At 50.8% G+C, this 24,352-nt stretch carries 20 protein-coding genes and 1 tRNA gene; 15 read left to right on the forward strand and 6 right to left on the reverse strand.

All coding sequences use genetic code 11. The features are described 5' to 3' along the window. Positions 1–12 precede the first annotated feature (12 nt). Both RT657_RS09825 and RT657_RS09830 read right to left on the reverse strand, forming a co-directional pair. Positions 13–1,395 (reverse strand): D-arabinono-1,4-lactone oxidase, encoded by a 1,383-nt coding sequence (locus RT657_RS09825; RefSeq protein WP_313654125.1) that lies wholly within the window; start codon positions 1,393–1,395, stop codon positions 13–15. Between the two features lie 82 nt (positions 1,396–1,477). Continuing rightward, positions 1,478–2,110 carry a TetR family transcriptional regulator gene (locus RT657_RS09830; protein WP_313654126.1) on the reverse strand — a complete coding sequence of 211 codons (633 nt, stop codon included), beginning with the start codon at positions 2,108–2,110 and terminating at the stop codon, positions 1,478–1,480. A 150-nt stretch (positions 2,111–2,260) separates the two neighbouring features. Here RT657_RS09830 and RT657_RS09835 point away from each other — a divergent pair, with 150 nt between their 5' ends. Continuing rightward, positions 2,261–2,800, forward strand: coding sequence for a DUF2058 domain-containing protein (locus RT657_RS09835; RefSeq protein ID WP_313654128.1), 540 nt, complete (start codon positions 2,261–2,263; stop codon positions 2,798–2,800). A 12-nt stretch (positions 2,801–2,812) separates the two neighbouring features. Here the strand turns inward: RT657_RS09835 and RT657_RS09840 are convergent, their stop codons facing one another. Next, positions 2,813–3,511, reverse strand: coding sequence for an RluA family pseudouridine synthase (locus RT657_RS09840; protein WP_313654129.1), 699 nt, complete (start codon positions 3,509–3,511; stop codon positions 2,813–2,815). 406 nt (positions 3,512–3,917) lie between these two features. Between RT657_RS09840 and RT657_RS09845 the strand changes: the two genes are divergently transcribed. Then, a complete protein-coding gene (locus RT657_RS09845; RefSeq protein ID WP_313654130.1) occupies positions 3,918–4,178 on the forward strand; it encodes a hypothetical protein in 261 nt (86 codons plus the stop codon). A gap of 379 nt (positions 4,179–4,557) precedes the next feature. On the opposite strand, the gene RT657_RS09850 is transcribed toward RT657_RS09845, so the two are convergent. Continuing rightward, positions 4,558–6,480, reverse strand: a complete 1,923-nt coding sequence (locus tag RT657_RS09850) for a methyl-accepting chemotaxis protein (RefSeq protein ID WP_313654131.1) — start codon at positions 6,478–6,480, stop codon at positions 4,558–4,560. A 1,268-nt stretch (positions 6,481–7,748) separates the two neighbouring features. On the opposite strand from RT657_RS09850, the gene RT657_RS09855 reads away from it, so the two are divergent. From RT657_RS09855 to RT657_RS09875, 5 genes are all read left to right on the forward strand, one after another. Next, the gene (locus RT657_RS09855) at positions 7,749–8,531 is read left to right on the forward strand and encodes an alpha/beta fold hydrolase (RefSeq protein WP_313654133.1); all 783 of its coding nucleotides are present in this window, start codon (positions 7,749–7,751) and stop codon (positions 8,529–8,531) included. A 99-nt stretch (positions 8,532–8,630) separates the two neighbouring features. Next, complete coding sequence (locus tag RT657_RS09860; protein ID WP_313654134.1) at positions 8,631–9,212, forward strand: peptidylprolyl isomerase; 582 nt, start codon at positions 8,631–8,633, stop codon at positions 9,210–9,212. Positions 9,213–9,237: 25 nt separating this feature from the next. Next, positions 9,238–9,564 carry a hypothetical protein gene (locus RT657_RS09865; protein WP_313654135.1) on the forward strand — a complete coding sequence of 109 codons (327 nt, stop codon included), beginning with the start codon at positions 9,238–9,240 and terminating at the stop codon, positions 9,562–9,564. A 10-nt stretch (positions 9,565–9,574) separates the two neighbouring features. Beyond that, a complete protein-coding gene (locus RT657_RS09870) occupies positions 9,575–10,411 on the forward strand; it encodes an MBL fold metallo-hydrolase (RefSeq protein ID WP_313654137.1) in 837 nt (278 codons plus the stop codon). Between the two features lie 174 nt (positions 10,412–10,585). Next, positions 10,586–11,797: an acyltransferase gene (locus RT657_RS09875; RefSeq protein ID WP_313654139.1), complete on the forward strand. Its 1,212-nt coding sequence runs from the start codon at positions 10,586–10,588 to the stop codon at positions 11,795–11,797. 151 nt (positions 11,798–11,948) lie between these two features. On the opposite strand, the gene RT657_RS09880 is transcribed toward RT657_RS09875, so the two are convergent. Next, positions 11,949–12,836, reverse strand: a complete 888-nt coding sequence (locus RT657_RS09880) for a LysR family transcriptional regulator (RefSeq protein ID WP_313654141.1) — start codon at positions 12,834–12,836, stop codon at positions 11,949–11,951. Positions 12,837–13,299: 463 nt separating this feature from the next. On the opposite strand from RT657_RS09880, the gene prpD reads away from it, so the two are divergent. From prpD to RT657_RS09900, 4 genes are read left to right on the forward strand one after another with little or no spacing between them, the layout of a single operon-like run. Continuing rightward, positions 13,300–14,727, forward strand: coding sequence for a 2-methylcitrate dehydratase (prpD, locus tag RT657_RS09885; protein WP_313654143.1), 1,428 nt, complete (start codon positions 13,300–13,302; stop codon positions 14,725–14,727). 47 nt (positions 14,728–14,774) lie between these two features. Further along, positions 14,775–15,917, forward strand: a complete 1,143-nt coding sequence (locus RT657_RS09890; RefSeq protein ID WP_313654145.1) for a hypothetical protein — start codon at positions 14,775–14,777, stop codon at positions 15,915–15,917. Further along, positions 15,914–16,894: a hypothetical protein gene (locus RT657_RS09895; protein ID WP_313654146.1), complete on the forward strand. Its 981-nt coding sequence runs from the start codon at positions 15,914–15,916 to the stop codon at positions 16,892–16,894. The genes RT657_RS09890 and RT657_RS09895 overlap by 4 nt, the downstream gene beginning before the upstream one ends. Positions 16,895–16,922: 28 nt before the next feature. Then, a complete protein-coding gene (locus RT657_RS09900) occupies positions 16,923–18,305 on the forward strand; it encodes an MFS transporter (RefSeq protein ID WP_313654147.1) in 1,383 nt (460 codons plus the stop codon). 233 nt (positions 18,306–18,538) lie between these two features. Here the strand turns inward: RT657_RS09900 and RT657_RS09905 are convergent. Next, positions 18,539–18,614 (reverse strand) — tRNA-Asn (locus tag RT657_RS09905). A gap of 503 nt (positions 18,615–19,117) precedes the next feature. Between RT657_RS09905 and RT657_RS09910 the strand changes: the two genes are divergently transcribed. The 4 genes from RT657_RS09910 (at position 19,118) to nac (ending at position 23,972) form a co-directional block, all read left to right on the forward strand. Further along, entirely contained in the window at positions 19,118–20,041 is a 924-nt protein-coding gene (locus RT657_RS09910) for a sugar ABC transporter substrate-binding protein (protein WP_313654149.1), read from the forward strand. 32 nt (positions 20,042–20,073) lie between these two features. Continuing rightward, on the forward strand, positions 20,074–21,558 hold the full coding sequence (locus tag RT657_RS09915) for a sugar ABC transporter ATP-binding protein (protein WP_313654151.1): 1,485 nt from the start codon (positions 20,074–20,076) through the stop codon (positions 21,556–21,558). A gap of 23 nt (positions 21,559–21,581) precedes the next feature. Beyond that, positions 21,582–22,607 (forward strand): ABC transporter permease, encoded by a 1,026-nt coding sequence (locus tag RT657_RS09920; protein WP_313654176.1) that lies wholly within the window; start codon positions 21,582–21,584, stop codon positions 22,605–22,607. A gap of 447 nt (positions 22,608–23,054) precedes the next feature. Next, on the forward strand, positions 23,055–23,972 hold the full coding sequence (gene nac, locus RT657_RS09925) for a nitrogen assimilation transcriptional regulator NAC (protein ID WP_313654153.1): 918 nt from the start codon (positions 23,055–23,057) through the stop codon (positions 23,970–23,972). Positions 23,973–24,352: the final 380 nt, after the last annotated feature.

The following is a 24,352-nucleotide window of genomic DNA, read 5'->3' on the forward strand; positions in this document are numbered from 1 at the left end:
AGTGTTCCTCAGTCAGTCAAAAAGTGGCGTGATGTAGTCATTGCCCAGCCGACCCTGCGGATCGAGCTGGCTTCGCAGGGCGCGGAAGGCGTCCCACTGCGGATAGAGCTCACGCCAGTTATAGCGATCTTCATCGTAATACTTACCCCAGTGCGGGCGACCCCCCTCTTCGGCGAGCAGCTTTTCCACTTCCGTCAGGAAGTGCAACCCTTCCTGCGACAGCGAACCATCGTCAGCGTAATAGACCACAAAGCCAAAGAAACAGGTGGGCTGATCCGACGCCGGGCTGAGCCAGGCGGACGACGCGCCGGTACAGCGCAGGATAATGGGGTAGTGCATGTGCGGACGATTCTCCGCATACCACGCCTTAATCCGGCGAATGATGGCGGGGGTTTTTGCCAGGGGGACGCCAATCTCCACATTGATCTGCGGCACCGCAATTCCACGGCAGAAAAGCTGATAAATGTCACCGGTCACATCGGTGAAGTCACGGAAGCGGGTAACGGTGCGAAACTGTTTACCGCCTTTGCCATGGATCTGCGTATCGCGATGCATGTGTGCCAGCGTCTGATCGATGGTGTCATTAAGACTTTCATCAACCTCACCTTCATGTTCCACCACCTGACGTCCCTGTGCTTCGTAACGCTGACGCTCTTCATCACTGGCTTCATGTGCGTTCCAGACGTGCATCAGGTTATCGTCAACAAACCACCAGGCTTTGCTCAGCGTGTAGTCGTCGTTCCAGCGCAGCAGATCCTCTTCCAGCGTGTCGGCAGAGACGGCGTTTTTATGGCAGGTAAAAATGCGGAAAGGCTGAGTTCGCAGCGTGACTGCCGTGACAATGCCCAGCGCGCCCAGAGAAACCTGCGCCGCCGGGAAATCGGCGTCACCGCGCACAAACTCGCGCACGCTGCCATCAGCCAGCACCATGCGTATGGAAAGCGCTTCATCGGCAATCGAACTCTGCTGCAAACCCTGGCCGTGGGTACCGGTCGCCATTGCCCCGGCGAGCGTCTGTATCGCAATAACACCTGGCGATGAAGCCAGCATGCGATTCATTTCAGTCAGGCGGCGATAAACCTGCTCCAGCGGCGTCGCACCCGCAAAGGTGACGCTGTGGTCATCACTGGCAATCAGGCCGCGCAACGCACTGAGATCCAGCAGCAAATCATCTTTGCCGACCTTCAGCATGCGACCGGGCGAGAGCTTGCTGCCAATCACCCGGATCTGACCGCGTGATGTCTGAATAAGCTTCTGTAACTCCGCTTCACTGGCGGGACGCCGCACCTGATTGCTTGTACCGATTTGCGCATTCTGCGCCCAGTTCCACAGCGCATCATCGTCGGGTTCAACATGGGTCTGGCGAAGCGGATAGAGGCGTGCGTCTCTGCTCACAACAGCGTTCCTTTTACAGGGGTTAATGACTTGGATTTACTAAGCGTAGACCATGAGTAAGCGGAGCCCGGGCAATGACCTGTTATTTCAGGATGTAGCGGAGCGTTGCGGTGACAGCCAACTGACGATTGCGGCGGATACTCTCCTCTTCGCTATTATCAGGCGTGAACAGGGCGCTGAAGGTATAGCGGTTTGAGACGTGATGCACACAGATACTGCTGATCAGACGATGGACATCAATAGTCTGGACATCGGCAATGAAAATACCCTGCTGCTGACCACGTGACAGGATGTCATCCAGTAGATCCAGCGCGCTGCGGTTAACGGTTTTAATCTGCGGCGACTGCGTGATGTAACGGCCACGCAGCAGGTTCTCGCTGCAGACCAGCCGGATAAAATCGGGATGCGCGACGTGATAATCGAAACTCGCCTCCACCAGGCGCGTCATCGCCAGCTTCGGCTCCATCACCGCCAGGTTCAGACCCGTTTCATGCTGGCGGATCTGCTGATAAACCTGCTCCAGCACCTCAATGTAGAGCTGTTCCTTGCTGCCAAAGTGATACACCACCATGCGTTTGGTGGTCTGCGCATGTTCGGCAATCTGCTCCAGCCTGGCGCCCTGCATACCAAACTCCGCGAAGGTTTTCAGTGCGCCGGCAATAATGCGTTTCTTCAGCCCTTCAGGGTCATTTTTACGTTTTGTTAGTTCAGACATGGTGCTCAACAGGATAATTTTGACCGGAGAATGGTAGCACAGTGCGCAGGAGGAGCCCGCTATTGCAGAGGCCGCAAATGCGACAACCTGGCACAGGCCGGATGATTGCAGGTATAATCCGGCGATAATTTAACAGGTTCAGAGACGACAATGACAAAACTCACCTTGCAGGAGCAGATGCTGAAAGCGGGACTGGTATCCAGCAAAAAGATGGATAAGGTTAAGCGAACCGCAAAAAAATCCCGCGTTCAGGCCCGCGAAGCCCGGGCAGCGGTGGAAGATAACAAAAAGGCCCAGCTTGAGCGGGACAAGCAGCTGAATGAGCAGCAGAAGCTGGCTGTGCTATCCAAAGAGTACAAAGCCCAGATCAAACAGCTGATCGAAATGAACAGAATTGACGTGTCGCGTGGCACCATCAGCTTCAACTTCACCGATAACAACCTGATTAAAAAAATCATGGTCGACAAGCCGACGCAGAATCAGCTGATCAATGGCCGCCTCGCTATCGCCCGTCTGGCAGGAGAGAAGGAAGGTGAAAGCCAGTACGCCATTATCCCGGCCAGCGTGGCGGACAAGATTGCCCAGCGCGATGCCAGCGCCATTGTTTTAAACAGCGCCCTGAGCGAAGAGGCTGAGGATGAAGATGATCCTTATGCGGACTTCAAAGTCCCGGACGATTTGATGTGGTAACGCCCAGGCGGTTCAGAATGGGCTGGGCACGGAGAGCGTCATGCGTTCGCCGCTGACCGGATGCGTCAGCGTCAGTTCGCTGGCGTGCAGCATCAGCCGTTCTGCCTGCTCTGCGCCAGGCAATAACCGGCCGCCATAAAGATCGCAGCCCAGGATCGGATGGCCCAGTTGCTGACAGTGAATACGCAGCTGGTGGGTACGTCCGGTTTCCGGCGTCAGCGCAACCCGCGTCACCGGCAATCCACCATGGCCTTCTCCCGGAAAGATTTCCCGTTCAACAACCCGATAGCGTGAACGCGCGGGTTTTCCTGTGCCCGGGCAAATCACCATTCTGGGAAACTGCGCCGGATCTTTCGCTATCGCGGCCTCTATCACCCCTTCCTCATCAGCCAGATGGCCACACAATAAAGCCTGATAAGTTTTGCTGACGCGACGCTGGCTGAACTGATGGCAGAGCGCCGCGTTGATCGCCCTGTTTCGTGCCACCACCATCAGCCCGGATGTACCAAAGTCGAGCCGGTGAACCAGCGTACAGCCAGGAAAATGTGCCACCAGACGATGATGCACGGAATCACGATTCAGCGGGTTTTTACCTGACAGACTCAGCAATCCGCTGGGTTTATTAATAATCAGCAGATGCTCGTCTTCAAAAAGCAGGGTAATTGCCTCCACGCAGGGCGGAGCAATGAACGTATCGTTAATGGCAGACATCGGACAACCAGCAGGAAAAAGAGAGCGGATCATACCTGATCACCGGGTCAATGACGACGCCGCCACAGACAGTCAATCTCCTGTCAGAATTCACCGCCCTCTGTTACAGAGGGGGCGCTTGTCTGTTGCGAGGTCAGGTGGCCGTAAGCGGTAAAAACAAAGCAGACCGTCGCCGCCAGCAGCGTAAGAAGAACAGAAAGTTTCATGGTGATGCCCGGAAGCGGGAGAATCACCAAGTCTGGCAGGCGGGGCGATCGGCGACAAACAGAACAATCCGGAAAAAAGATTAAGCACATTTGTTCAGCAGGTTACGGAATTATTAGTGATTTATTCGGGCAGTTCTTCTTTTAACGACTACAGTCTCTGGTGAGGTTGTCATCAATTCGTACCTAATGGAGGATTTTCTGTGTTAATTCAAAACGACGAGAAAGGCCACGTCATTATTGGTGAAGCGGCACTGAGCCTTGCCCTGGGTAAAAAAGAAATCAGTATCGCAACACTCTTTACTCAGTTGGGTTACATGGCGAAATCTGAAAGCAACGCGGATCGGCTGGCGCAAATCTCCGAGGCCAGAAAATGGCTGAGTAGTTTTAAGTCACCGACGATTGCTCAACAGCAGGTGCCGTACCTGCAGACACTTGCAGGCCTGAACGACGAACTGAACTAGCAATAACTGAACTGACACCAGTAGACGTAGTCCGGCTCCGGCCGGAAAACGACGAAGCGGACGACCTCATCGGTTGCGCGAGAGCGTATACCGGCCGGAGAAACTGTCACGGACGACACTCCTCCCGCCACATTCCCTTTTTTTCACCTCAAACCTCAGACAGACACAAAATCATCAGGCGCTGACCAGACTGTTTCGGCTCCCTCTCTCGTTCATCTCGTCCTGATGCTGCCCGGTTAGCCTCATCCTGTAGTGTCATTCACGCATAAGCGGAGACAACACTTCCTGCATTAAAGGGAGAATGAAAGGGTGAAACATCCCGGCCAGTCTTTTCCGGCAGACTGGCGGAATGATTATTCAGTTGTGGCTGGGCCCGCCGTCAGAAGCTTTCCCAGCCGGCATCTGAGGAGGCTTTGACCGGCATAGCGGGCACCAGGCGTGGTGTTACAACCGGTGTGGTCCGGCTGACGCCGTTCTGCACTGCAGAGAGCCGGAATACCGCTACCGTTTTTTCCAGCTCGTCGGCCTGAGACTCCAGCGACGTGGCAGCGGCGGATGACTCTTCAACCAGTGCGGCATTCTGCTGGGTAGTAGAATCCATCTCGGCCATGGCGGTTGCAATCTGAGAAATACCGCGGTTCTGCTCATCTGAGGCCGCAGCAATCTCACCCATAATATCCTTGACCTGGCTGACCGAACGCACAATCTCGTTCATGGTTGTCCCGGCGCGTTCCACATATTCAGAGCCATCATGTACCCGATCAAGCGACTCGCGAATCAGCGTTTCGATCTCTTTAGCGGCCAGCGAACTGCGCTGGGCCAGGTTACGAACTTCGCCAGCGACAACCGCAAAACCGCGGCCCTGTTCACCTGCGCGCGCGGCCTCGACGGCGGCATTCAGCGCCAGAATATTGGTCTGGAAAGAGATGCCGTTAATGACGTTGATGATTTCGCCAATTTTGCCCGAGCTCTGGCTGATGTTATTCATCGTGTTAATAACGTCATGGATAATTTCACCCCCGCGTCCGGCATTGACTGACGCCTCTGTCGCCAGCTGACTGGCATGATGGGCGTTTTCCGCATTCTGCTTCACGGTTGAAGAGAGCTCTTCCATACTGGCTGCCGTCTGAACTACCGCGGCAGACTGCTGTTCGGTACGGGAGGAGAGGTCGGTATTCCCTGCCGCAATTTCGGCGGAGGCACGAGCCACGCTGCTGACGCCATCCCGTACCTTCGTAATAATGGTCTGCAGACTGGTGCTCATGGCATCGACGGCCTGCATCAGCTGGCCTAATTCATCTCCCCGCGTGGAGTTCAGCGAGGTGGTTAAATCCCCCTCGGCAATACGCTGGGCAACATTGAGGGTCTCTTTTATCGGGCGTGTAATACTGCGGGTAATCTGCCAGGCGATCAGCAGACTCAGCACGACGCAAATCAGTGACGCAAAGCCAATGCGCCATTCCGCCTGTTTGATGAAGGAAGCAGACAAATGGGACTGGAAAGCAAAAATATCGGATACGGCGCTGTTTAATCGTTCTGCGGCCGTGGTCAGTTCGGCGGATTCCTCTTTCTCTTTCACGGTGGCCGCAAGATAGAGCGTCACGGGCTGGCGCTGCTGGGTCAGAATGGTGAGGACGGCGCGGGAAAGCTCATCGATAGCCGGCTGGCTGAAGCTGTTCAGCTGTTCGCTCAGTGTGGTAATGAGCGTGTACTTTTCAATGACCGCGTCCCGGCCAGCCTCAGAGGGCTTGTCCAGAAACGCTTTTTCAATATTCACAAGATCGAATAATTCCACTGCCAGTCGGGAAAGGAGGAGTGCGGCTTCGGGGGGCTGCGCCAGATCCAGTGATTTGAACTGATGCGCCACCCTGTTCAGCTGGTCGGTTTTTATTAATTCCAGCTCGCGGGTGGTTGACTGAGCGGCGGTCAGAAACTTCTCACGCTGTTTCAGATACTGCTCAAGCAGTTGTCCCATCATAGAAACTTTCTGCTGGCCAGTTTCATCCCATTGAAAGGCAGAAAGGCGCTTATAAAGGACTTCAAGTTCCGTCAGCGCCTGAACGTTGAGTGCGGCAAACTTTGGATCTTTTGTGTACTGGAAAAGGGTTCGGTTCAGGCGCGCCTTACTCAGCACGTTGACCATCTCCACCGTCACAGAGCGGCGTGCAGAGTTGTCTTTGATGCTGCGAAAGCAATCAAAAGCCATCATGGTAATAGCAAGCGAAGCCGCGATGACGATAATAAATCCGGTACCCAGTTTTTTTCCGATTTTAATGTCGGAGATGCGTTGAGAGAGACCCATAGGTTCTACCTTTAGTGAGGAGCAGAAAACGGAAACAGATAAAATGAAGGCTGATTTTCTTATCGTCACGCGCGGGTTAATCTTTAATTCTATTTGTCATATACCAGGGGGTTGGTTGATTAGCGTGATAGTATTTCAGCAGGTTATTACTCTGCCTCCGGAGTGAGAAATAAATATAAATTAATGATTTTTTTGTTTTTATTTTCTGGTTAAATTATTTAAGCCCGAATGGGTAAATAGTTGATCTGAATCAATTCATCAATTTTCTGGGCCAGAAAAGCCTGATTAAGTAAAGAATGATAAAATGATAACGCAGTGAATTGCAGTAAAATTAATCACTAATCTGCAAACAGAGCTGATTCATGTTGAAGGCCGATAAAAGACGCCTGCCATGCCGGATGGCTCAACAGATGTTGCCTGTATCAGACGCCCAGGAAGTGACTTATGTGAAGCAACGCACATAGTATCAGAGTATGCGCGTTTACTTTCCTGAGCCGTAAATCAGACAGATGAAGATGTATGACCGGGTAAGACTCTTGTTAACTTACCGCATCCAATAGCAATGTCGCGCCCTCTTATTATTGAACGCAGAGCCAGTGCAGGCTGTTTTTTCTTCGTACACCAGTTAAGCCATTATCCTGAACTGAACAGATGGAGCCATCGGATTACATTGATAGCCCCGGCGGATAAAAAAGAGCCTGAAGAGATCGGGGCGACGGATGAAAACCATTCTTTCAGACATCTGACGGACATTAATATGAAAATGTCTTGATCAGTATTTTTTCTGGCATGAAGAACATTCATTTAATGGGTTCTTAATCAGATTAAATTATCTTTTAGCAAAATAAGTAACGTCATTTCTCTTTTAAGAAAATCTGGTTATATTTTTCTTATACACGCCATCTGATCTGCCTGCAGATAGTTTCATTCATGAACAGTCACGCACTGAGATAACAATCAGAGCATCAGCGCATAATGCGCGCCTTAAATCGCTACGCAATAAACGTCACATTGATAAAATCGATAGCTGCATCGAAATTATTCGCTAGAGGCAGAGCGTTAAGTGTTTTATTAATGATAGCGCCAGCTGGAGTGATTTGAAAAGAGCAGCAAAGTTATTTTCCGGAACCGGATAACTGTTTAAAGAAGTGCCTCTCCTGAAAGAGCGTTGATAACCTTTCGCCGGAAAGTGAACTTTCTTTTTTTTCATTTTCTGGTTGACGGATTATCACTGCCACACAACGCAAAAATAAGGGCGTATTAATCAGATGTTTATTCGACCGCTTAAGTTGACCCAGCATGTTGATGTGCAGGGAAAAGAAAATGCGCCAGTATTGGTGCTTCTTCACTCGTTGGGAACAGATTTGCACCTCTGGGATTTGCAGATGCCACGTCTGATTGAACGCTATCGGGTTATTCGCCTGGATATCCGTGGTCACGGTTTAAGTGCCATCGACGCCATTAAGTTTTCAATGTCAGATTTAGCCGATGATGTCATAGCCGCGCTGGACTACCTCCACATTGACACATTCTATGTTGCCGGCGTCTCAATCGGGGGAACCATAGCGCAGTGGTTAGGTTACAGAATCCCGAAAAGAGTGCTGGGCATGATTATTGTGGATACCGCATTGGTTAATGCTGCGCCGCCAGCACTCTGGCGAGCCCGGGCAGAAGATGTCTTCCAGCACGGTATCGAGCACCTTGAAATGGGCATTTTAAGTAAGTGGGTGACACCGAAGTTCCTGGATTCGCCCTATGCTGACGGAATGAAGCAGATGCTACGGCGGACGACAGTCGAAGCTTTTGCGGGTTGCTCGTATGCGATTGCTGATACGGACTTAACCAATATGAACATCCCGGATATCAGAGCGGTGGTGGTGAGGGGAAGCGAGGACCAGCTTACGCCACCGGATTACGCACAACGGCTTGCCAGAAAAAGAAAAGCACAATTGCATAATCTTGAGGGGGCGGCGCATTTGCCTAATTTCGAACAGCCTGAGGCGCTGACCAATGAGATTATCTCTTTTATAGGAGTGGATAAAAAACAGTAACCCGGTAAGCAGTCACTTAACTTGCAGGATAAATGCAAAAGTGAACCACTGCATCGGGCATTACGGGCTAAAGGCCTGATTCAGAATCGGGAAAAGCAGATGAATCGTCGAATGTTTATTGGCGGAGGACTGGGGCTGTGCGCAGGCGCAATCATACTCCCGGCTCTGTCTCAGAAAGTCATGCAGGAGAGCGATCTCCTTGAAATGGAAATGGAAAGCGGAATAGTCAGTATTCGCTTATTTTCCGATCTGGCCCCAGCCCATGTCGGGCGTATCAGGGCATTGGTGCAGGCCAGATTTTACGATGGTATGCCGTTTGCGAGAGTCATAAAGGATTTTATGGCTCAGACCGGTGATCCATTGAATATGACGCGAATCAATCCGCGACAGCTACCCCCTCTGGTTGCTGAGTTCAGCTCGCTGCCGTTTGAACGGGGTACGGTCGGTATGGCCAGATCACGCCATCCACACAGTGCGACCCACCAGTTTTTTATTACTACGAGCAGGGCCAGATATTTAGACCAGAACTTTACAGTTTTTGGCAAAGTGACAGGGGGGATGGATCTGATAGACCAGCTTCACGGCGGATTGCATGAGACGGGGAGGGTACTAAACCCGCAAACAATAAAACGCTTACGATTAGCGCCATTCAGATCAGACTGGCGAGTTTCAGAAAGTTAATATTATTGCGGAGAGATGTCTCAGGATGCCCAGTATCACTCTATATACCTCAGAAAATTATCGGTTTGATTGTGAAGCCTGTGAAAAGTTTTCAACGATCTTAGCGGATCTTGCACAAAAGATACTTAAGGCCAAACACGACAATATTCATATCAGCTATCTCACCGCCGAGATAGGCTTTGGCACGCCCATTTATTTTGAAGCCAGGCTGAGGCAGGAAGTGTTCAGAACGGCCGATCTGATGGAAGAATTCATGCATCAGGTTGATGTGCTAATCAAGGAAATCACAGGGGTTTCAGCACGAATCCGCTGTTTTTCTTTTGACGCGAGTAATATTTATGGAAAGAACTAAGGAGCAATTTATGAACGCCAGTTTTCCTGTGAGAGATCTTGGCAATGTCAGTGTGACAGCACTCAGCGATGGATACCTTGAAGTCGGTTTCAACCTGCTCTCAAATGTTGATGAAAAGGAGTGTGAAAAGATACAGCGCGATGCAGAAATCAGTGAGCCGAATGCTGTTCACATCAATACATTTTTAGTGCGTTGCAATGGAAAAAATATTCTTATCGATAGTGGTGCGGGTGGAGTAAAAGGCTGGGGCGGCGGATTAATAGCCAATCTTGCCAGGTTAAATATTGAGCCTGAGGATATTGATGCAGTTCTTCTGACGCATGCTCACCCTGACCATATTGGTGGACTGTTAAATAGTGAAGATGAAGCTCTGTTTAACTGTGCGGAATTAATTATAAGCAGCGATGAATACAATTATCTTGAGAGTGATGAAAATTTCGCCGCTGTCAGCGATCGCATAAAAGGAAATTTTCTGTTAGCACGAAGCACATTCAAAAAGTATCAGAAAAAAATTCGTTTAATCGACAGTGGCGAGGTGTTTCCTGGTATTTTTGCCATTCCTTTAAAAGGGCACACCCCGGGCCATACAGGCTACCGGATTGAAGGCGAGCATAACAGTCTGGTGATATGGGGGGATATTGTTCATTTCCCTCATATTCAGCTCAGCAGGCCAGAAGTGGCGATAGCATTTGACTATGATCCGCAGATGGCGGCTGAGACACGGACACGAATGCTTGAGGCAGTGAGTTCAGATAAAGTGCTTGTCGGGGGGATGCATTTCGGCGAACAGGCTTTTGGTTATATCGAAAAGCACGAGCCGGGATATCGCATTGTGCATAAAGAATAGATTAATGTGTCAGATTAGTTTGCTTCAATAAACGTTATTTTTATCAGGGCAACGTGATGGTCAGTTGCAGCATTTCGGCCGGGCTTTATCATTTCACGTTGCCTGGGTTATTAACCCTGTCACGCTGCTATCTGTCAAAATGACTGGTATCTGTTTATATTTTAGGGAGAAGCTATGAACGCTGAAGTAAATAAAGAAACAATTATCGATCTTGATCCTGATAAAGGGAAGTTATCAGGAGAACGCGCAATGCTTAAAGAAAGCGCAGGCTGGCTACCCAAACTTCCCTCTCTTACCGGCAGTCGCTTCTGGGCGGCATTACTGGTTTTTTTGTTTCATTCCTCCCTGCCAGGTGATCTTGCACCTTTTTCAGATCCCCTTATTCAGCATGGATTCACTGTAATTGTAGGGAAAGCAGGGTGGCTTGGCGTGTCATATTTCTTTATTCTTAGCGGCTTTATAATGGTCTGGTCAGCAAAAAAACAGGATACTGCTGGCGATTTTTATCTGCGGCGTTTCGCAAAGATTTATCCTACACATTGCCTGACCTGGATTATGGCATTCATCCTTGGTGCGGTAAGTTTGTCTCAGTATAAGCTCTGGTTTTCGAATCTTTTTTTACTGAATACATGGATCGATGATGTACATTATTTTTTTGTTGGGAACCGACCGAGCTGGTCTTTATGCATAGAAGCCATGTTTTATCTTTCCTTCCCATTTCTTTTCAGGGCAATGAAAGCGATACCTGAAAAATATGATTTGCAGGGTTTAATTATCGTTACTTTAGCTTCCCTGCTGGTACAAACAGGTATCTACTATTGGGTTGAACCTAATCATTTAATGGGAGCTTTTCCCATTTCTCAGCGTCACTTCTGGGCGTCCTATATTTTTCCACCATCACGTATATTTGAGTTTGTTGCCGGGATGTTTGCTGCCCGGTTGCTGATTAACGGTCGGGCATTAATCCTTACCAAAACAGCATCAATGACGTTGCTTTTAGTCACTTACATTGGGTCTATGTTTGTGCCTTATCAGTTCAGCATGAGCGTGGTTTTCATTATACCTGTTTGCCTTCTGATCATCTCGATGGCAGGCGATGATCTTAAAAACCGCAATACCCCATTGAACTCAACAATGTCAGTATGGTTAGGGGAAATCTCCTATTCGTTTTACATGGTTCATTTCCTTGTGCTTTTCTACTTCCTGAATCTCACGGCAGGTAAAAAGTTTGACCTTTTTCAGGGTGTGGCGCTTATCGCAGTAGCACTGATTCTTTCAGTATCATGCGCTGGATTTTTGTACAAATATTTTGAGGTTCCCGTGATGAAGTGGATTCTTGAGAAGTGCAGAACGAAGAAGTTAGTTATTCTGCCAGAAACCGTGTGAGAAGCATCAGGCAGTTAAGCCTGTTGTTCCGGGAGTCTTAGCAGATTAGAAATCAGGCTGTCAGGAGAGGGGGCGAACGTTGGACGTGTGTTCTCCCGCTCTCTGTTAAGGCACTTGTGATAAGGATGTACAGGATATAAGGCAGTAAGCGTCAGTAACCGGGAGCATTCAGGCGTGGATCCTGAAACACTGAATTCATAATCCCTTTGAATTTAGTCCCCTCAACCTGCATTGAATCTGTGCGGTAAACCAGCTCTATTTTAAAGTTACTAAACTGTCCGTCGAGCTCATGAATTTTAATTTTATTCTGTATTTCACTGCTGATTGAGCAACGTAATACCATTGAAACACCTTTACCTGCGGCGATGCTTGAGAACAGTACCGGATAGGATCCGCATTCCACCACGCGTTTGGGCGTAATCCGGGCCTCGTTGAACAGCTGATTATAATTTCGCGTAGTCGTTGCGCATTTTTTACTACTCAGTAAGAAAACTTCCCCGTCCAGACAAGAGAGGTCTTTGATGTCGGGATAATCTTTTTCAGTAATAATAACCAGTTCGCTTGTCAGCAACGTGGAAGCTGTATGGTGTGCATTCGAAAACCCGGCACCAATGATAACAGCATCAAACTCTTTATGGTCAAAGGCATTCAGCAGACTGATGGTATTTCCGACCGAAATGTCAATATTCCAGCCAAGGTCATGGCCCAGGTCAATCAATGCACTGACAATATAGGGCGGCAGGCACTCAATGATACCGATACGTATATTTATCTGCTTGCTTTTCGAGCAGTGAAGATTGTTTTTACAATCATCTGCCAGGTTTAATATCTTTCGCGCATAGTCATAAAGTATCTGTCCCTGTGCGGTAAGTGAGCACCCATCGGCTTTTCGGTCTAATAACGTGACATCAAGATTATCTTCCAGGCTCCTGATTCGGTGGGAAATACTCGATTGCACACGATTAAGACGTTCGGCTGCCTGGGTTATGTTCCCTGTCTCCACGACTGTCACGAATGCAAGAAGCTCACTTATCTTCATTTAAAACCTCATGCGTAAAAGTGGTCTATCATTACAGCAATTATTTATATTCTTCTTTAACAAATTTGTCACTCCTTTTACAAGGCTGGCTGGCAGAGGTTGACCAGACAGAAGATAAAGCAATCCATGATGACAGCAATTAAATATTCAATTTAACAGGCATTAATCCTGGCTATAAAACTTATTCGATATATTGTGCTTTTTTGCTTTCTATTTAATCTGCACTACCAGGCCGAAAAACGGCCCTTATTTCTTTGCGGTTTTACCTGTCATCAATATTTTCGATGAGTACCCCGGTTTTATTCGCTGGTTTTTTAACATCCCGACATTTACGCTTTGAATAAGCGAAATCAACTATTTCTATATAAATCAATTGATTGTCAATTTTTGTAAATTACTTTCTTATGTAGTGAATCACTATTGTCGCTTTATGGAAAATTCTTATTCAATTATGGGGTGAATCATGGCGCATGCCGGGTACGATGAAGTATTGGTACAACTGGTTGATTACGTATATGAGCAGACATCGTTCGATAATGAAACATTACGTCTGGCACGTTATTGCCTGCTTGATTCAATAGGTTGTGCAATCGCAGCCTCGACGGATAGTGACTGCATGAGGCTGATGCAGGGTGCTCAGTTCAGTCAGAACGATAACGGTGTGCCTGTTGCGGGTACAGCGTTAAAGCTGGGGCCCGTTGAGGCTGCTTTTCATATCGGTTCAATGATCCGCTGGCTGGAATTCAACGATACCTGGCTGGCGCAGGAGTGGGGACATCCTTCTGACAGCCTGGGGGCAATTCTGACCGCCGCCGCCTGGCAAAGCCTCATGGACAGTCAGTCATCAGCGATGAATATGACCACGGTACTGAATACGATGATTCGTACCTATGAAGTTCATGGCGTGTTATGCCTGTCAAACTGCTTTAATGCGCTGGGTATTGACCATGTGGTACTGGTTAAAATGGCTTCGGCTATCGCTTCAGCACAGCTCATGGGCTTGTCAAAAGATCAGGCACTCAGTGCGCTATCAAATGCTGTTATTGATGGACATGCGTTGAGGACATACCGCCATGCGCCCAATGCGGGAACGCGTAAATCCTGGGCTGCAGGAGACGCAACAGCGCGTGGTCTGCAACTGGCGCTATTTGCTCAGACGGGAGAAATGGGGTATCCCACTGCGCTGACGGCCAGTCGCTGGGGATTCAACGAGGCGGTATTAAGAGGTAAACCTCTCAATCTGTCACGCAGCTTGTCCGATTTTGTGATCAAAAATATTCTGTTTAAAGTGCCTAATCCTGCTGAATACCACGCGCAGACGGCAGTAGAGGCGGCGATCAACCTGCGTGCACGAATTCTTGCGGAAGGTTTCTCCCCGGAAAGCATTGAGTATGTACGCGTGGAAACAACGCGTCCGGCCATGCAGATTATTGATAAATCCGGGCCGATGAAGAATTCTGCGGATCGCGATCACTGCCTGCAATATATGGTTGCAGTAGGACTGCAAACCGGCAACCTGACGATTAACGACTTCCATGATCCTCTCGCCTCTGATACAGACCTGGAAGCATTGCGCTTAAAAATTACCTGTGCTGAACGCCCCTCATTTACTGAAAGTTATTACGATCCTGAAAAGCGCGCCATTCCTAACTCTCTCTTCCTGAAATGTTACGGCAGAGATGAAGAGTTCTCCGAAACCATTGAATATCCGCTGGGTCATGTTCGCCGGCGTGAAGAGTGTTTCGATGCGCTACTGACTAAATTCCATCTGAATCTTTCAGGCAGCCCATTACGTGATCGTTCTGCCGTGCTGGCTGGGATCCTGACGTCTGAATCGAAGCTGGATGCCATGACCGTCACCGATTTTTTGAAACTGTTCTCCTGGAACTGATTAGTACCTGAAAACCTTTCAATGAATTATCACGCTCGGAGTTAAAGATGAAAAAAGCAATACTGGCAGGCTGCGGTGCAGAAATTGGCGCGAACCTTCTAATCCAGAATGATCCTGAGAAGGATGGATTTGTTATTCAGACCGTGGTGACAAATCCGCCGTCGCTGGACAAACATTATCCTGATTTGCGTCCTATTGATGGCATTGTGGCCCGTCTTGCCATGGCCTGTCCGGGCATCCAGTCCAGCGTCACTGTTATCAATGATGAAACACTTCGTATTCAGGAACGCGAGGTCACTTTTTACTTTGGTGATCTTGCAAAGACAATACCTACGCAGGCAGGCCGTTTCGATATTGGTTTTATTGCAACGAGTAAGCTCGATATGGATAAGGAGAGCCCTGTTGCCCGTAATATGCAGGAAATTGCCGATGTCGTGCTGGGTGTGGCTGAAGCTAATGCGTTGCCGAGCATCTATGGCTGTCTGGAAGATTTGACGCGTGACGAGATTGGCTCCATCGATCGTAAGGTAGTCCGTTCGGGCATGTATTGTCTGGGTTCCTGTCAGACTAATGGGATGCATGCCTCACTGCGTGTGCTCATTGAGGCGCTCAGAACCCTTCATTGCAATGCTTCACATATTCTGTCAGTCGAAACCGATATTGTGCATCCGGATACGCCAAACGGTGTGCTTGGCACCCGATCATTTGAGGGGCGTCAGCAGGATGCCCGGGACAACCTGCGCCCGAGTTTTTCTCAAATCGCGATGAGTCAGGATAAGGTGATGCCCTGGGCACCTCTGGTAAATACGGTTTCATTACGCGCACCGGTACATGCTCCCGGTTATCAGATCAATCGCTTTATCGTCAGGGATGGTGGCGCGTTAACCAGTAGTCTCATTGAGGCTGCGATAGAAAAGGTTAACAGTACCCATCCGCATGTGGTGAAAGCTTCGCGTTCACCATTGGGTAGCAGAGCCTATGCCTATGAACGCCGTTGTTCAACCGTCCTGAGCGATCAGAACCATCTGCTGATTCTCAGACCCCCCCATCTGGCTAGCCAGAATCTGAGTGAAATCATTATCCAGTCATTTGTTAATAACACTGTTGGCTATAGCGCCGTCGTCCGTGCCGTGGCACGGCGTATTGCGTCCGGCCTGCCCGTTGCCACTTTTCAGGGGATTGAAAAATGACCCGCTCCCACACCGTTGATTTTCTGAGTTCAGGTTTTGTCGTGAAGACAGCCAGATCCGAACAGTTTAATGGAAAAATAAAAGCCGAAGTCGAACAGATTCGCGTATTACACGCTATTTATCCGCAACTTATGGTGCCTGTCCTTCATGACGGACTGGCTGCGGGACGGCAGTTCTATATTCTCGAGAAAATGGACTCCCTGCCGTTATCAGGAATTGTGTTTGATGAGCAGCGCTCACTGGCCGGGCGCCGGATGATCGTGAGAAACGCGCTGGAGAAGATACAGGAGGCCATTAGTCTGGAATCAGAAACCTCGTCAGTGATGGTCAAGGGCATGGCCGACAGATTGCGGGAAGAGTGGGAAGGGACACGCTTTGCGCATGCGCTGTTTGATAAACCCGTGCTGCTGAATGGCGCGAGCTTTACCACTACCGCGCGAGATGTTTATGAAAAAGCCCTGAAAATGGCGCAGACAGAAGTGTTCAGATCGGCGGACAACGCCCATTTCAATTTCCATTTTGGCAATGTGCTTTATAACGAAGAGTGTGCTGAAACGCGTTTTATCGATCCGGATTTTTCAGTTCGTGGCCTGGATCCGCTTTTTGGCTTCTCCCGATTTGCCTTTTCTTTCTGGCATGAGTTGGCGGCAGAAGTAAAAGATGCCGTTAAAGTCGTACCGATGGCGGATGCGCTGATGTTTGTACTGGCCAGGCCTGACTACGCAAATATTCTCAGTGAAATTCCGGAACTGGGCAGCATTTCAGGCCTGTTGCCACTGATGGGAGAGAGCATGCGTAACCGGTTTTATGTGCTCACCACCTACTGTTTTCTGAGAAGCATACGTATCAACGGCAGTAAACAGACCTGGAATATGCCACGTACTCCCGTCGTAGCCAGCCCTGAAGAAGTATTGATGCTTGGGCTGCTGGCTTATCTGGAAGGCACGGTTGCTGAAACGGTCACGCTCTGCGCGTAAACCCCACTTAATTAAGGATATCCGGGATATGTCGTTGGTTAGCAGTAATACATTAGAACAAGGTTTTGAAACACCAAGGCGCTATCTGGCAGCCGCAGCCATTCTGATAGGCGTTATTATGGCAGCGCTGGACGGTTCCATTGTAAACATCTCCTTGCCCTCTATTGCTGAGGCTTTACATGTCGATTCAGCCTCAGTCATCTGGGTAACCAACGGCTATCAGGTGGCTAGCGCGGCGACCATGTTGATCTGCGCATCGCTGGGATCGCGGATAGGAGAGCGACGCTTCTATACGCTGGGAATGGTGCTTTTTACGCTGGCATCACTGGGTTGCAGCCTCTCTTCAACGTTCGGCATGCTGGTGGCTATGCGTATACTTCAGGGGGTAAGTTATGCCGTGATGATTAGCGTAGGATTAGGTCTTTACCGGGTTATTTTTCCGGCGAACACCTTAGGCACAATTCTGGGACTCAATGCGCTGGCGTTTGCCGTGGGTACGGCTATTGGTCCTGCACTGGGTGGCCTGATCATCTCATGGCTCGACTGGCCGTGGCTGTTTTATATCAACATCCCTCTGGGCGCACTGGCAACCGTTCTCGCGCTGATTTCACTTGGCTCCGATGATGAGCGCGAAAGCGGCTTTGACTGGGGGGGCGCAGTCATGTCAGCGGCAGCCCTGGGACTTCTGGTTATTGCTGTCGATCAAATCGGACGCTGGGACCATTCCACACTTATCCTGTGCGCTGCTGCTTCCGCTATTCTGATGACTATTTTTATCATCAGGCAGAGGCGCTCAGAACATCCACTCTTGCCGCTGGATATTTTTCATTCAAAGCGTTACTCCTTCGCGGTGATTTCATCCTTTTCAATGTTTATTGCTCAGGGAATGGCGCTGGTTGGTCTGCCTTTTGTTCTGCAGCATACCTGGCATTACTCTGTACTTGAATCGGCATTCATCTTCACGCCCTGGCCGATTGCTGTCGCCATCTGTGCACCGATGGCAGGGCGGCTATCAAACAGGTTAAATCCTACCCAGATTTCGACGATCGGCGTCGTGATTTTCAGTCTGGGTTTAGGGTTACTGGCAATGCTACCTGCGGCGGCAACAATGGGGGATATTGTCTGGCGTGTCGCAGTCTGCGGAATAGGTTATGGACTCTTTCTGCCGCCGAACAACAAGGAGATGTTCTCAAACGTTGCCACGAACCGGACCGTAACGGCGTCAGGGCTTTTATCGACAGCCAGGACCGCTGGACAATCAATCGGTGCTGCCCTTGTTGCAATGGTTATCGCCTTGTCAAACGGACTGACCGATGGGGCGGAAGCGCAATTTGCCATGTATGTTTTTGGCGTGGCCTGCCTGATTTCAGCACTCTCATCCGTTTCAAGCATGCTGCGTTTGCATCGGTAATCAGTTGCCCTGACGGGCTCACAAAAAATTGATCAATAACGTACGAAAGCAGAATAACGAAGGTTGCTGCCAGGCTCCGGCCTGGTGGCAGCCCTGGACATCAGATAACGACGTCAGGGCGTAAAGGAAAACTCAGGCAACGATGCCTCACTACGCTGACAGCATCTCACCGGCTTCCAATCTGCAACAGCAAAAAGCCCGCTCAGGTTTCCCTGAGCGGGCTTTTCTAATTCTGGCTCCTCTGACTGGACTCGAACCAGTGACATACGGATTAACAGTCCGCCGTTCTACCGACTGAACTACAGAGGAATCGCTTGAACGGGGCGAATATTAACGGCACCGATCCCGCTTGTCAAAGCCCTGTTTACTGAATTGCGTTCAGATGCTCGTAAAAGCAGCGGATTGGTGATTTTTTCCCGAATCTGCTGGCTTTTCAAACTGCCAACAGGATCTCACTTTGCAGGCATTTCTCCGCAGATGTTAGAGGCATGTCAAAGTTTTGTGGTTTGCCGATGTTAAAACAACCATTTCAGTGCTTTTATGATAAAAATTTCAAAACGGATATATATGGAACAAATAAACTGCTTATCATCACGGTCGTCACTATCGGCCGGAACTGAAACGGCATTTTGAAAGTAACTCTCTGTAGATCAAGTGATTGTGAAAAGGAGCTGTCGATCACAAAAATAGTCTGAACCCGAAGTCTTACCTCCAGTTTCCCGAAACAGACGCCAGTCAGACTGGGTGAATGTAAAAGATATTTTTCATTCTCAAAGCGCGGCTGAGCAAGTTAACAAATAAGAAGGGTATCTATGAACATCAAAAAAACGATTGTCGCCTCACTGTTAGCCTGCATGTTACCTGCCGCAGCAATGGCAAAAGATATCTCAGTGGGTGTCTCAATGGCGCTGTTTGACGACAACTTCCTGACCATCCTGCGCAACTCGATGCAAAAAGAGATGCAGAAAGATAACGTCAAAGGGCAGGTTGAAGATGCGAAAGGTGACGTTTCACAGCAGCTGCAGCAGGTACAGAACTTTATCGGTCAGGGTGTTGATGCCCTCATCGTCAACCCGGTCGACACCAACGCGGTGAAACCAATTATGGATCAGGCAAGCAAGGCGGGCATCCCGCTGGTCTTTGTGAACCGCCGTCCTCAGGCGGAACTGACCGGCAAAATGGCTTACGTCGGCTCCGATTCTGAACTGGCCGGACGCCTGCAGATGGAAGCGCTGGCCAAGGCGATGAACGGAAAGGGTAACGTTGCCATCCTGATGGGCGATCTGGCGAATGAAGCAACCCGTGACCGTACCAAAGGCGTAGAGCAGGTCGCAGCGAAATTCCCGGGTATCAAAATCGTTCAGAAACAGACCGCTAAATTCACCCGCAACGACGCAGTGGATGTCGTGAGCAACTGGTTAACGGCGGGCGACCAGATCAACGCTATCGCCTCGAACAACGATGAAATGGCGATTGGTGCGCTGCAGGCGCTGGGCAAAAACCCGGATAAAATCCTGATCGCCGGGGTAGATGGAACGCCTGATGCACTCCAGATGCTGAAGCAGGGCAAGATGGTCGCGACGGTTTTCCAGGACGCGAAAGGGCAGGGTGAAGGTGCCGTACAGACGGCCATCAAACTGGTGAAAGGTGAGCAGGTTCAGAAAGTGATCAACATCCCTTACCAGCTGATTACCAAAGAGAACATGGAACAGTTTACTAATCGTAACCTGAAATAATCGTTCCCGACCCAGCTGTACGGAGGTGATAAATGAACGCGTTTGCGCTTGAAGCCGAAGGCATCAGCAAGTTCTTCCCCGGCGTTAAAGCACTCGACAACGTGTCGTTGCGGGTGCGTCCGGGCACAGTACATGCCTTGATGGGCGAAAATGGCGCGGGCAAATCCACTTTAATGAAGTGCCTTATCGGGATGTATCGTCCCGATAAGGGCACCATCAAAATTAAAGGGGAGCCGGTGCAGTTTCAGGACACCATGGACGCGTTGCGTTCCGGCATTTCAATGATTCACCAGGAGCTCAACCTGGTGCCTTACATGACCGTCGCTGAGAATATCTGGCTGGGCCGCGAACCGATGAAGTTTGGCTTCGTCGACCACGTCCGCCTGAACCAGGTGACGCAGGAACTGCTGAACCGCCTTAACATCCGGCTCAAAGCCGAGCGGATGGTCGGGGAACTGAGCATTGCGTCGCAGCAGATGGTTGAAATAGCCAAAGCGGTTTCGTGGGACTCAGACATTGTCATCATGGATGAGCCAACCTCCGCGCTGACGGAAACCGAAGTGGCGCACCTGTTTACCATCATTCGTGACCTGCGCGAGCAGGGCAAAGCAATCATCTATATCAGTCACAAAATGGATGAGATTTTCACCATCACCGATGAGGTCAGCATCTTCCGTGACGGCAGCTGGATTGCCAGCGACCAGACGGCGAAATATACCCGCCAGTCACTGATCACCCAGATGGTAGGACGTGAACTGACCCAGTTGTTTCCGAAGTTCAACAGTGCTATCGGCGATGAGGTGCTGACGGTGCGCAACCTCAGCTGTCGCGATCGCTTTACCGACGTCAGTTTCAGCGTACGGCGGGGAGAAATCCTCGGCGTCGCCGGGCTGGTGGGTGCGGGACGCAGCGAGGTGATGGAGAGCCTGTTTGGCATGGAGAGCTTCGATAGCGGCGAGATCTTAATTGATGGCGTGCCGGTCACCATCGACTCACCCTCTACCGCTATTGAAAAGGGCATGGCGTTTCTCACCGAAGATCGTAAAAAATCCGGACTGTTTCTGGTGCTGTCGGTGATGGAAAACATGAGCATCGTCAACATGCCCGAATACAGCGGCAAGAGTGGCTTTGTCAGTCATGTGAAGATGGCGCAGGACTGTATGGATCAGATTCGCCGTCTCAACATCAAAACCCCGACCATGGATCAGATCATCAACAACCTCAGTGGCGGTAATCAGCAGAAGGTGCTGATTGCCCGCTGGCTGCTGGCACAGCCGAAGATCCTGATTCTGGACGAACCAACGCGCGGCATCGACGTTGGTGCAAAAGCAGAAATCTACCGCTTAATCAGTGAACTGGCCAACCGTGGCGTCGCAATCATCATGGTCTCCTCTGAACTGCCGGAAATTCTGGGCATGAGTGACCGGGTGATGGTAATGCACGGCGGGCGTATAACCGGCATCCTCGATAAAGAAGACGCCGATCAGGAAACCATTCTGTCGTTGGCATCCGAATGAGGCGCGAGACCACTATGAGCAATATGAAAGCTACTGCCACTCCGGCAGCCCCGCAGCAACCCTCTTTTTTTGCCAGCCTGCGCCATAAATTGCCGAAAGATACCGGCATTTTTGTCGTGATGGTCGGGATTGCGCTGATTTTTGAGATGTTTGGCTGGTACGTGCGTGACCAGTCTTTCCTGCTCAACACCAACCGTCTGATCCTGATTGTGCTGCAGGTGGCGATTATCGGTATCATCGCCGTCGGTGTGACCCAGGTCATTATCACCACCGGGATCGATCTCTCCTCGGGTTCCGTTATCGCACTGGCGGCGGTAGTGGCTGCAAGCCTGGCGCAGACCTCTGACAGCCTCTCGCCGATGTATCCCTCGCTGGTCAATATGCCCGCGGTGATTCCTATTGCGGCGGGTATCGGCGTCGGGCTACTGGCCGGTGTGGTTAACGGGGTATTAATCACCCGTACCGGTATCCCGCCTTTTATCGCCACGCTGGGTATGATGGTGTCGGCACGTGGTCTGGCGCAGTATTACACGCAGGGCAATCCAATCAGCTTCCTGTCCGATGGCTTTACCTCAATCGGACAGGGTGCCATGCCGGTGGTCATTTTCCTTGTGGTGGCACTGCTGTTCCACATCGCGTTGAAACATACCCGCTACGGCAAATATGTCTACGCTATCGGCGGCAATATGACCTCGGCGAAGGTCTCCGGCATCAACGTTAATAAGTATCTGATTATCGTCTACACCATTGCTGGCGCGCTCTCTGGCCTGGCGGGTGTGGTGCTGGCGGCGCGCGTCAGCAGCGGTCAGTCCAGCATGGGGATGTCCTACGAGCTGGACGCTATTGCCGCAGCCGTTATCGGCGGCAGCAGCCTGATGGGTGGCGTGGGACGGATTACCGGCACGTTAATCGGCGCCGTTATTCTCGGACTGATTAAAAGCGGATTTACCTTCGTCGGCGTCGATGCCTACATTCAGGACATCATTAAAGGCATCATCATTGTGGCGGCAGTCTCTATTGATATGCGCCGTAACCGCAAAAAACGCTAACCGGCAGGCGCTGCCCTCTTCAGCATCCTGGAGAGGGCAGCCTTTGCCCTCATCTGTATACGCCACGCATAAGAAATTGCGCTGATAGCGATTACACCGTTTTCCCCCTTTTTATCCCACTTCGCTGGCCCGACGGGCCTGGCAGCGGTGTAAGCTTTACACGGCACTGAACGTGACTCTTTTCGTCATCGTTTTTCTGCACGTCTGGTTCGCAGCGTCTGCACTGTCGCAGTGCGGACAGATGCCGTCCCCGAAACGACGCACTATCGACGATCCTTATTAACCCATTCGGGGTAATCAGAAACGCTTATTTTTCCTGCCGTTAGAAAATATCCTCACACTGCGCGCCCGATACCCATTAAACCTGGCCTGCATCTTGCAAAATCTCTGCTATCAGGGCGAAGGGCTAAGACCTTTTCGCTATTCGGGGTGATTGATGGAGGCAAGATGAATTTAAGACGACTGAAATACTTTGTGAAAATCGTCGATATCGGCAGTCTGACCCAGGCAGCAGAAGTGCTGCATATCGCCCAGCCTGCACTCAGTCAGCAGGTAGCGACGCTGGAGAGTGAGCTGGATCAGCAGTTGCTGATTCGGACCAAGCGTGGCGTGACGCCGACTGAGGCAGGCAAGATTCTTTATGGTCATGCGCGGACGATTTTGCGTCAGTGCGAGCAGGCGCAGACGGCGGTCATTAACGCCGGTCAGGTGTTAAGTGGTCAAGTGTCGATTGGCCTGGCTCCGGGTACAGCGGCATCATCGCTGACCATGCCGCTGCTGCAGACGGTTCGCGATCAGTTTCCTGACGTGCTGGTCTATCTGCATGAAAACAGCGGCAGCGTACTGAATGAGAAAGTGATGAACGGTCAGCTGGATATGGCGGTGCTGTACGATCGCGCGCCGACAGCAGGGATCAACAGCATGCCGCTGATGAAAGAGGATCTCTATCTGGTGGGGGCGATCGACTATCCGGGCGCCAGCGTTGACCTGTCTGATGTCGCGCAGATGAGTCTGTTTTTACCGCGTGACTACAGCGCGGTGCGTAAGCGGGTCGATGAGGCATTTTCACTGCGCCGCCTGAGTGCGCGTATCATCGGCGAGATCGAGTCGATCTCTACACTGACCGCCGCGATTTCAAGCGGAATGGGCGTGACGGTATTACCCGAATCTGCCGCCCGTGCGCTGGTGGGTTCAGCCGATGCCTGGATGTCGCGCATCAACAGTCCGTCACTGAGTCTGCCGCTTTCGCTGAACATCTCGGCGCGGTTGCCGCTGTCGCCTTCCGCGCAGGCCGTTAAAAATATTCTGCTGTCCCTGCTCAATAAGCCGCTGAGTGAAGAGCGTGAGCTGATGCTGGTGGGGTAAGAGGGCTGTCGCAGCTCAAAACAGGTGGGGTTGGTTGTGTAGCGGGCGGACGCCTCTGGTACACCGTCGCCGGTGGGTTTTCTGCCGGGTCTGGCAGTACAGGCCGCTGGTGGCGGAGGAATATTACGCTGGGGCGCGGTGCAAGGGCTTCGTTTTACATCGGGCTGGCGCTAAGCAGGTTTCGGATAGCAGCGGTGGCACGCTGAGAAGGTTTCGCCCGCCAGGCGAGCGGGAGTTTCAGGTTGCCCGCGCGGGCGGACGCGTCAAGGGGCGGACGCCCGCCCCTTAACAATCCCGGCGTCCGGCTGCCTCCGCGCCCCGCTGTGCGGGGTGCCCTCGTCACGCCCTGCGGCCTGCGGACCGTCCGGACGCGCCATCCC

It is taken from the genome of Pantoea sp. (assembly GCF_032114055.1).
Lineage (GTDB): Bacteria > Pseudomonadota > Gammaproteobacteria > Enterobacterales > Enterobacteriaceae > Pantoea.

Bases quoted from the DNA above. Each gene is read 5' to 3' on its own strand.
- RT657_RS09865 (WP_313654135.1), top strand. From the start codon at position 9,238: ATGCCCAGTATCACTCTATATACCTCAGAAAATTATCGGTTTGATTGT.
- RT657_RS09920 (WP_313654176.1), top strand. From the start codon at position 21,582: ATGAAAGCTACTGCCACTCCGGCAGCCCCGCAGCAACCCTCTTTTTTT.
- RT657_RS09880 (WP_313654141.1), bottom strand. From the start codon at position 12,836: ATGAAGATAAGTGAGCTTCTTGCATTCGTGACAGTCGTGGAGACAGGG.
- RT657_RS09835 (WP_313654128.1), top strand. From the start codon at position 2,261: ATGACAAAACTCACCTTGCAGGAGCAGATGCTGAAAGCGGGACTGGTA.
- RT657_RS09910 (WP_313654149.1), top strand. From the start codon at position 19,118: ATGAACATCAAAAAAACGATTGTCGCCTCACTGTTAGCCTGCATGTTA.
- nac (WP_313654153.1), top strand. From the start codon at position 23,055: ATGAATTTAAGACGACTGAAATACTTTGTGAAAATCGTCGATATCGGC.
- RT657_RS09830 (WP_313654126.1), bottom strand. From the start codon at position 2,110: ATGTCTGAACTAACAAAACGTAAAAATGACCCTGAAGGGCTGAAGAAA.
- RT657_RS09890 (WP_313654145.1), top strand. From the start codon at position 14,775: ATGAAAAAAGCAATACTGGCAGGCTGCGGTGCAGAAATTGGCGCGAAC.
- RT657_RS09915 (WP_313654151.1), top strand. From the start codon at position 20,074: ATGAACGCGTTTGCGCTTGAAGCCGAAGGCATCAGCAAGTTCTTCCCC.
- RT657_RS09850 (WP_313654131.1), bottom strand. From the start codon at position 6,480: ATGGGTCTCTCTCAACGCATCTCCGACATTAAAATCGGAAAAAAACTG.
- RT657_RS09840 (WP_313654129.1), bottom strand. From the start codon at position 3,511: ATGTCTGCCATTAACGATACGTTCATTGCTCCGCCCTGCGTGGAGGCA.
- RT657_RS09860 (WP_313654134.1), top strand. From the start codon at position 8,631: ATGAATCGTCGAATGTTTATTGGCGGAGGACTGGGGCTGTGCGCAGGC.
- RT657_RS09870 (WP_313654137.1), top strand. From the start codon at position 9,575: ATGAACGCCAGTTTTCCTGTGAGAGATCTTGGCAATGTCAGTGTGACA.
- RT657_RS09855 (WP_313654133.1), top strand. From the start codon at position 7,749: ATGTTTATTCGACCGCTTAAGTTGACCCAGCATGTTGATGTGCAGGGA.
- RT657_RS09875 (WP_313654139.1), top strand. From the start codon at position 10,586: ATGAACGCTGAAGTAAATAAAGAAACAATTATCGATCTTGATCCTGAT.
- RT657_RS09895 (WP_313654146.1), top strand. From the start codon at position 15,914: ATGACCCGCTCCCACACCGTTGATTTTCTGAGTTCAGGTTTTGTCGTG.
- prpD (WP_313654143.1), top strand. From the start codon at position 13,300: ATGGCGCATGCCGGGTACGATGAAGTATTGGTACAACTGGTTGATTAC.
- RT657_RS09900 (WP_313654147.1), top strand. From the start codon at position 16,923: ATGTCGTTGGTTAGCAGTAATACATTAGAACAAGGTTTTGAAACACCA.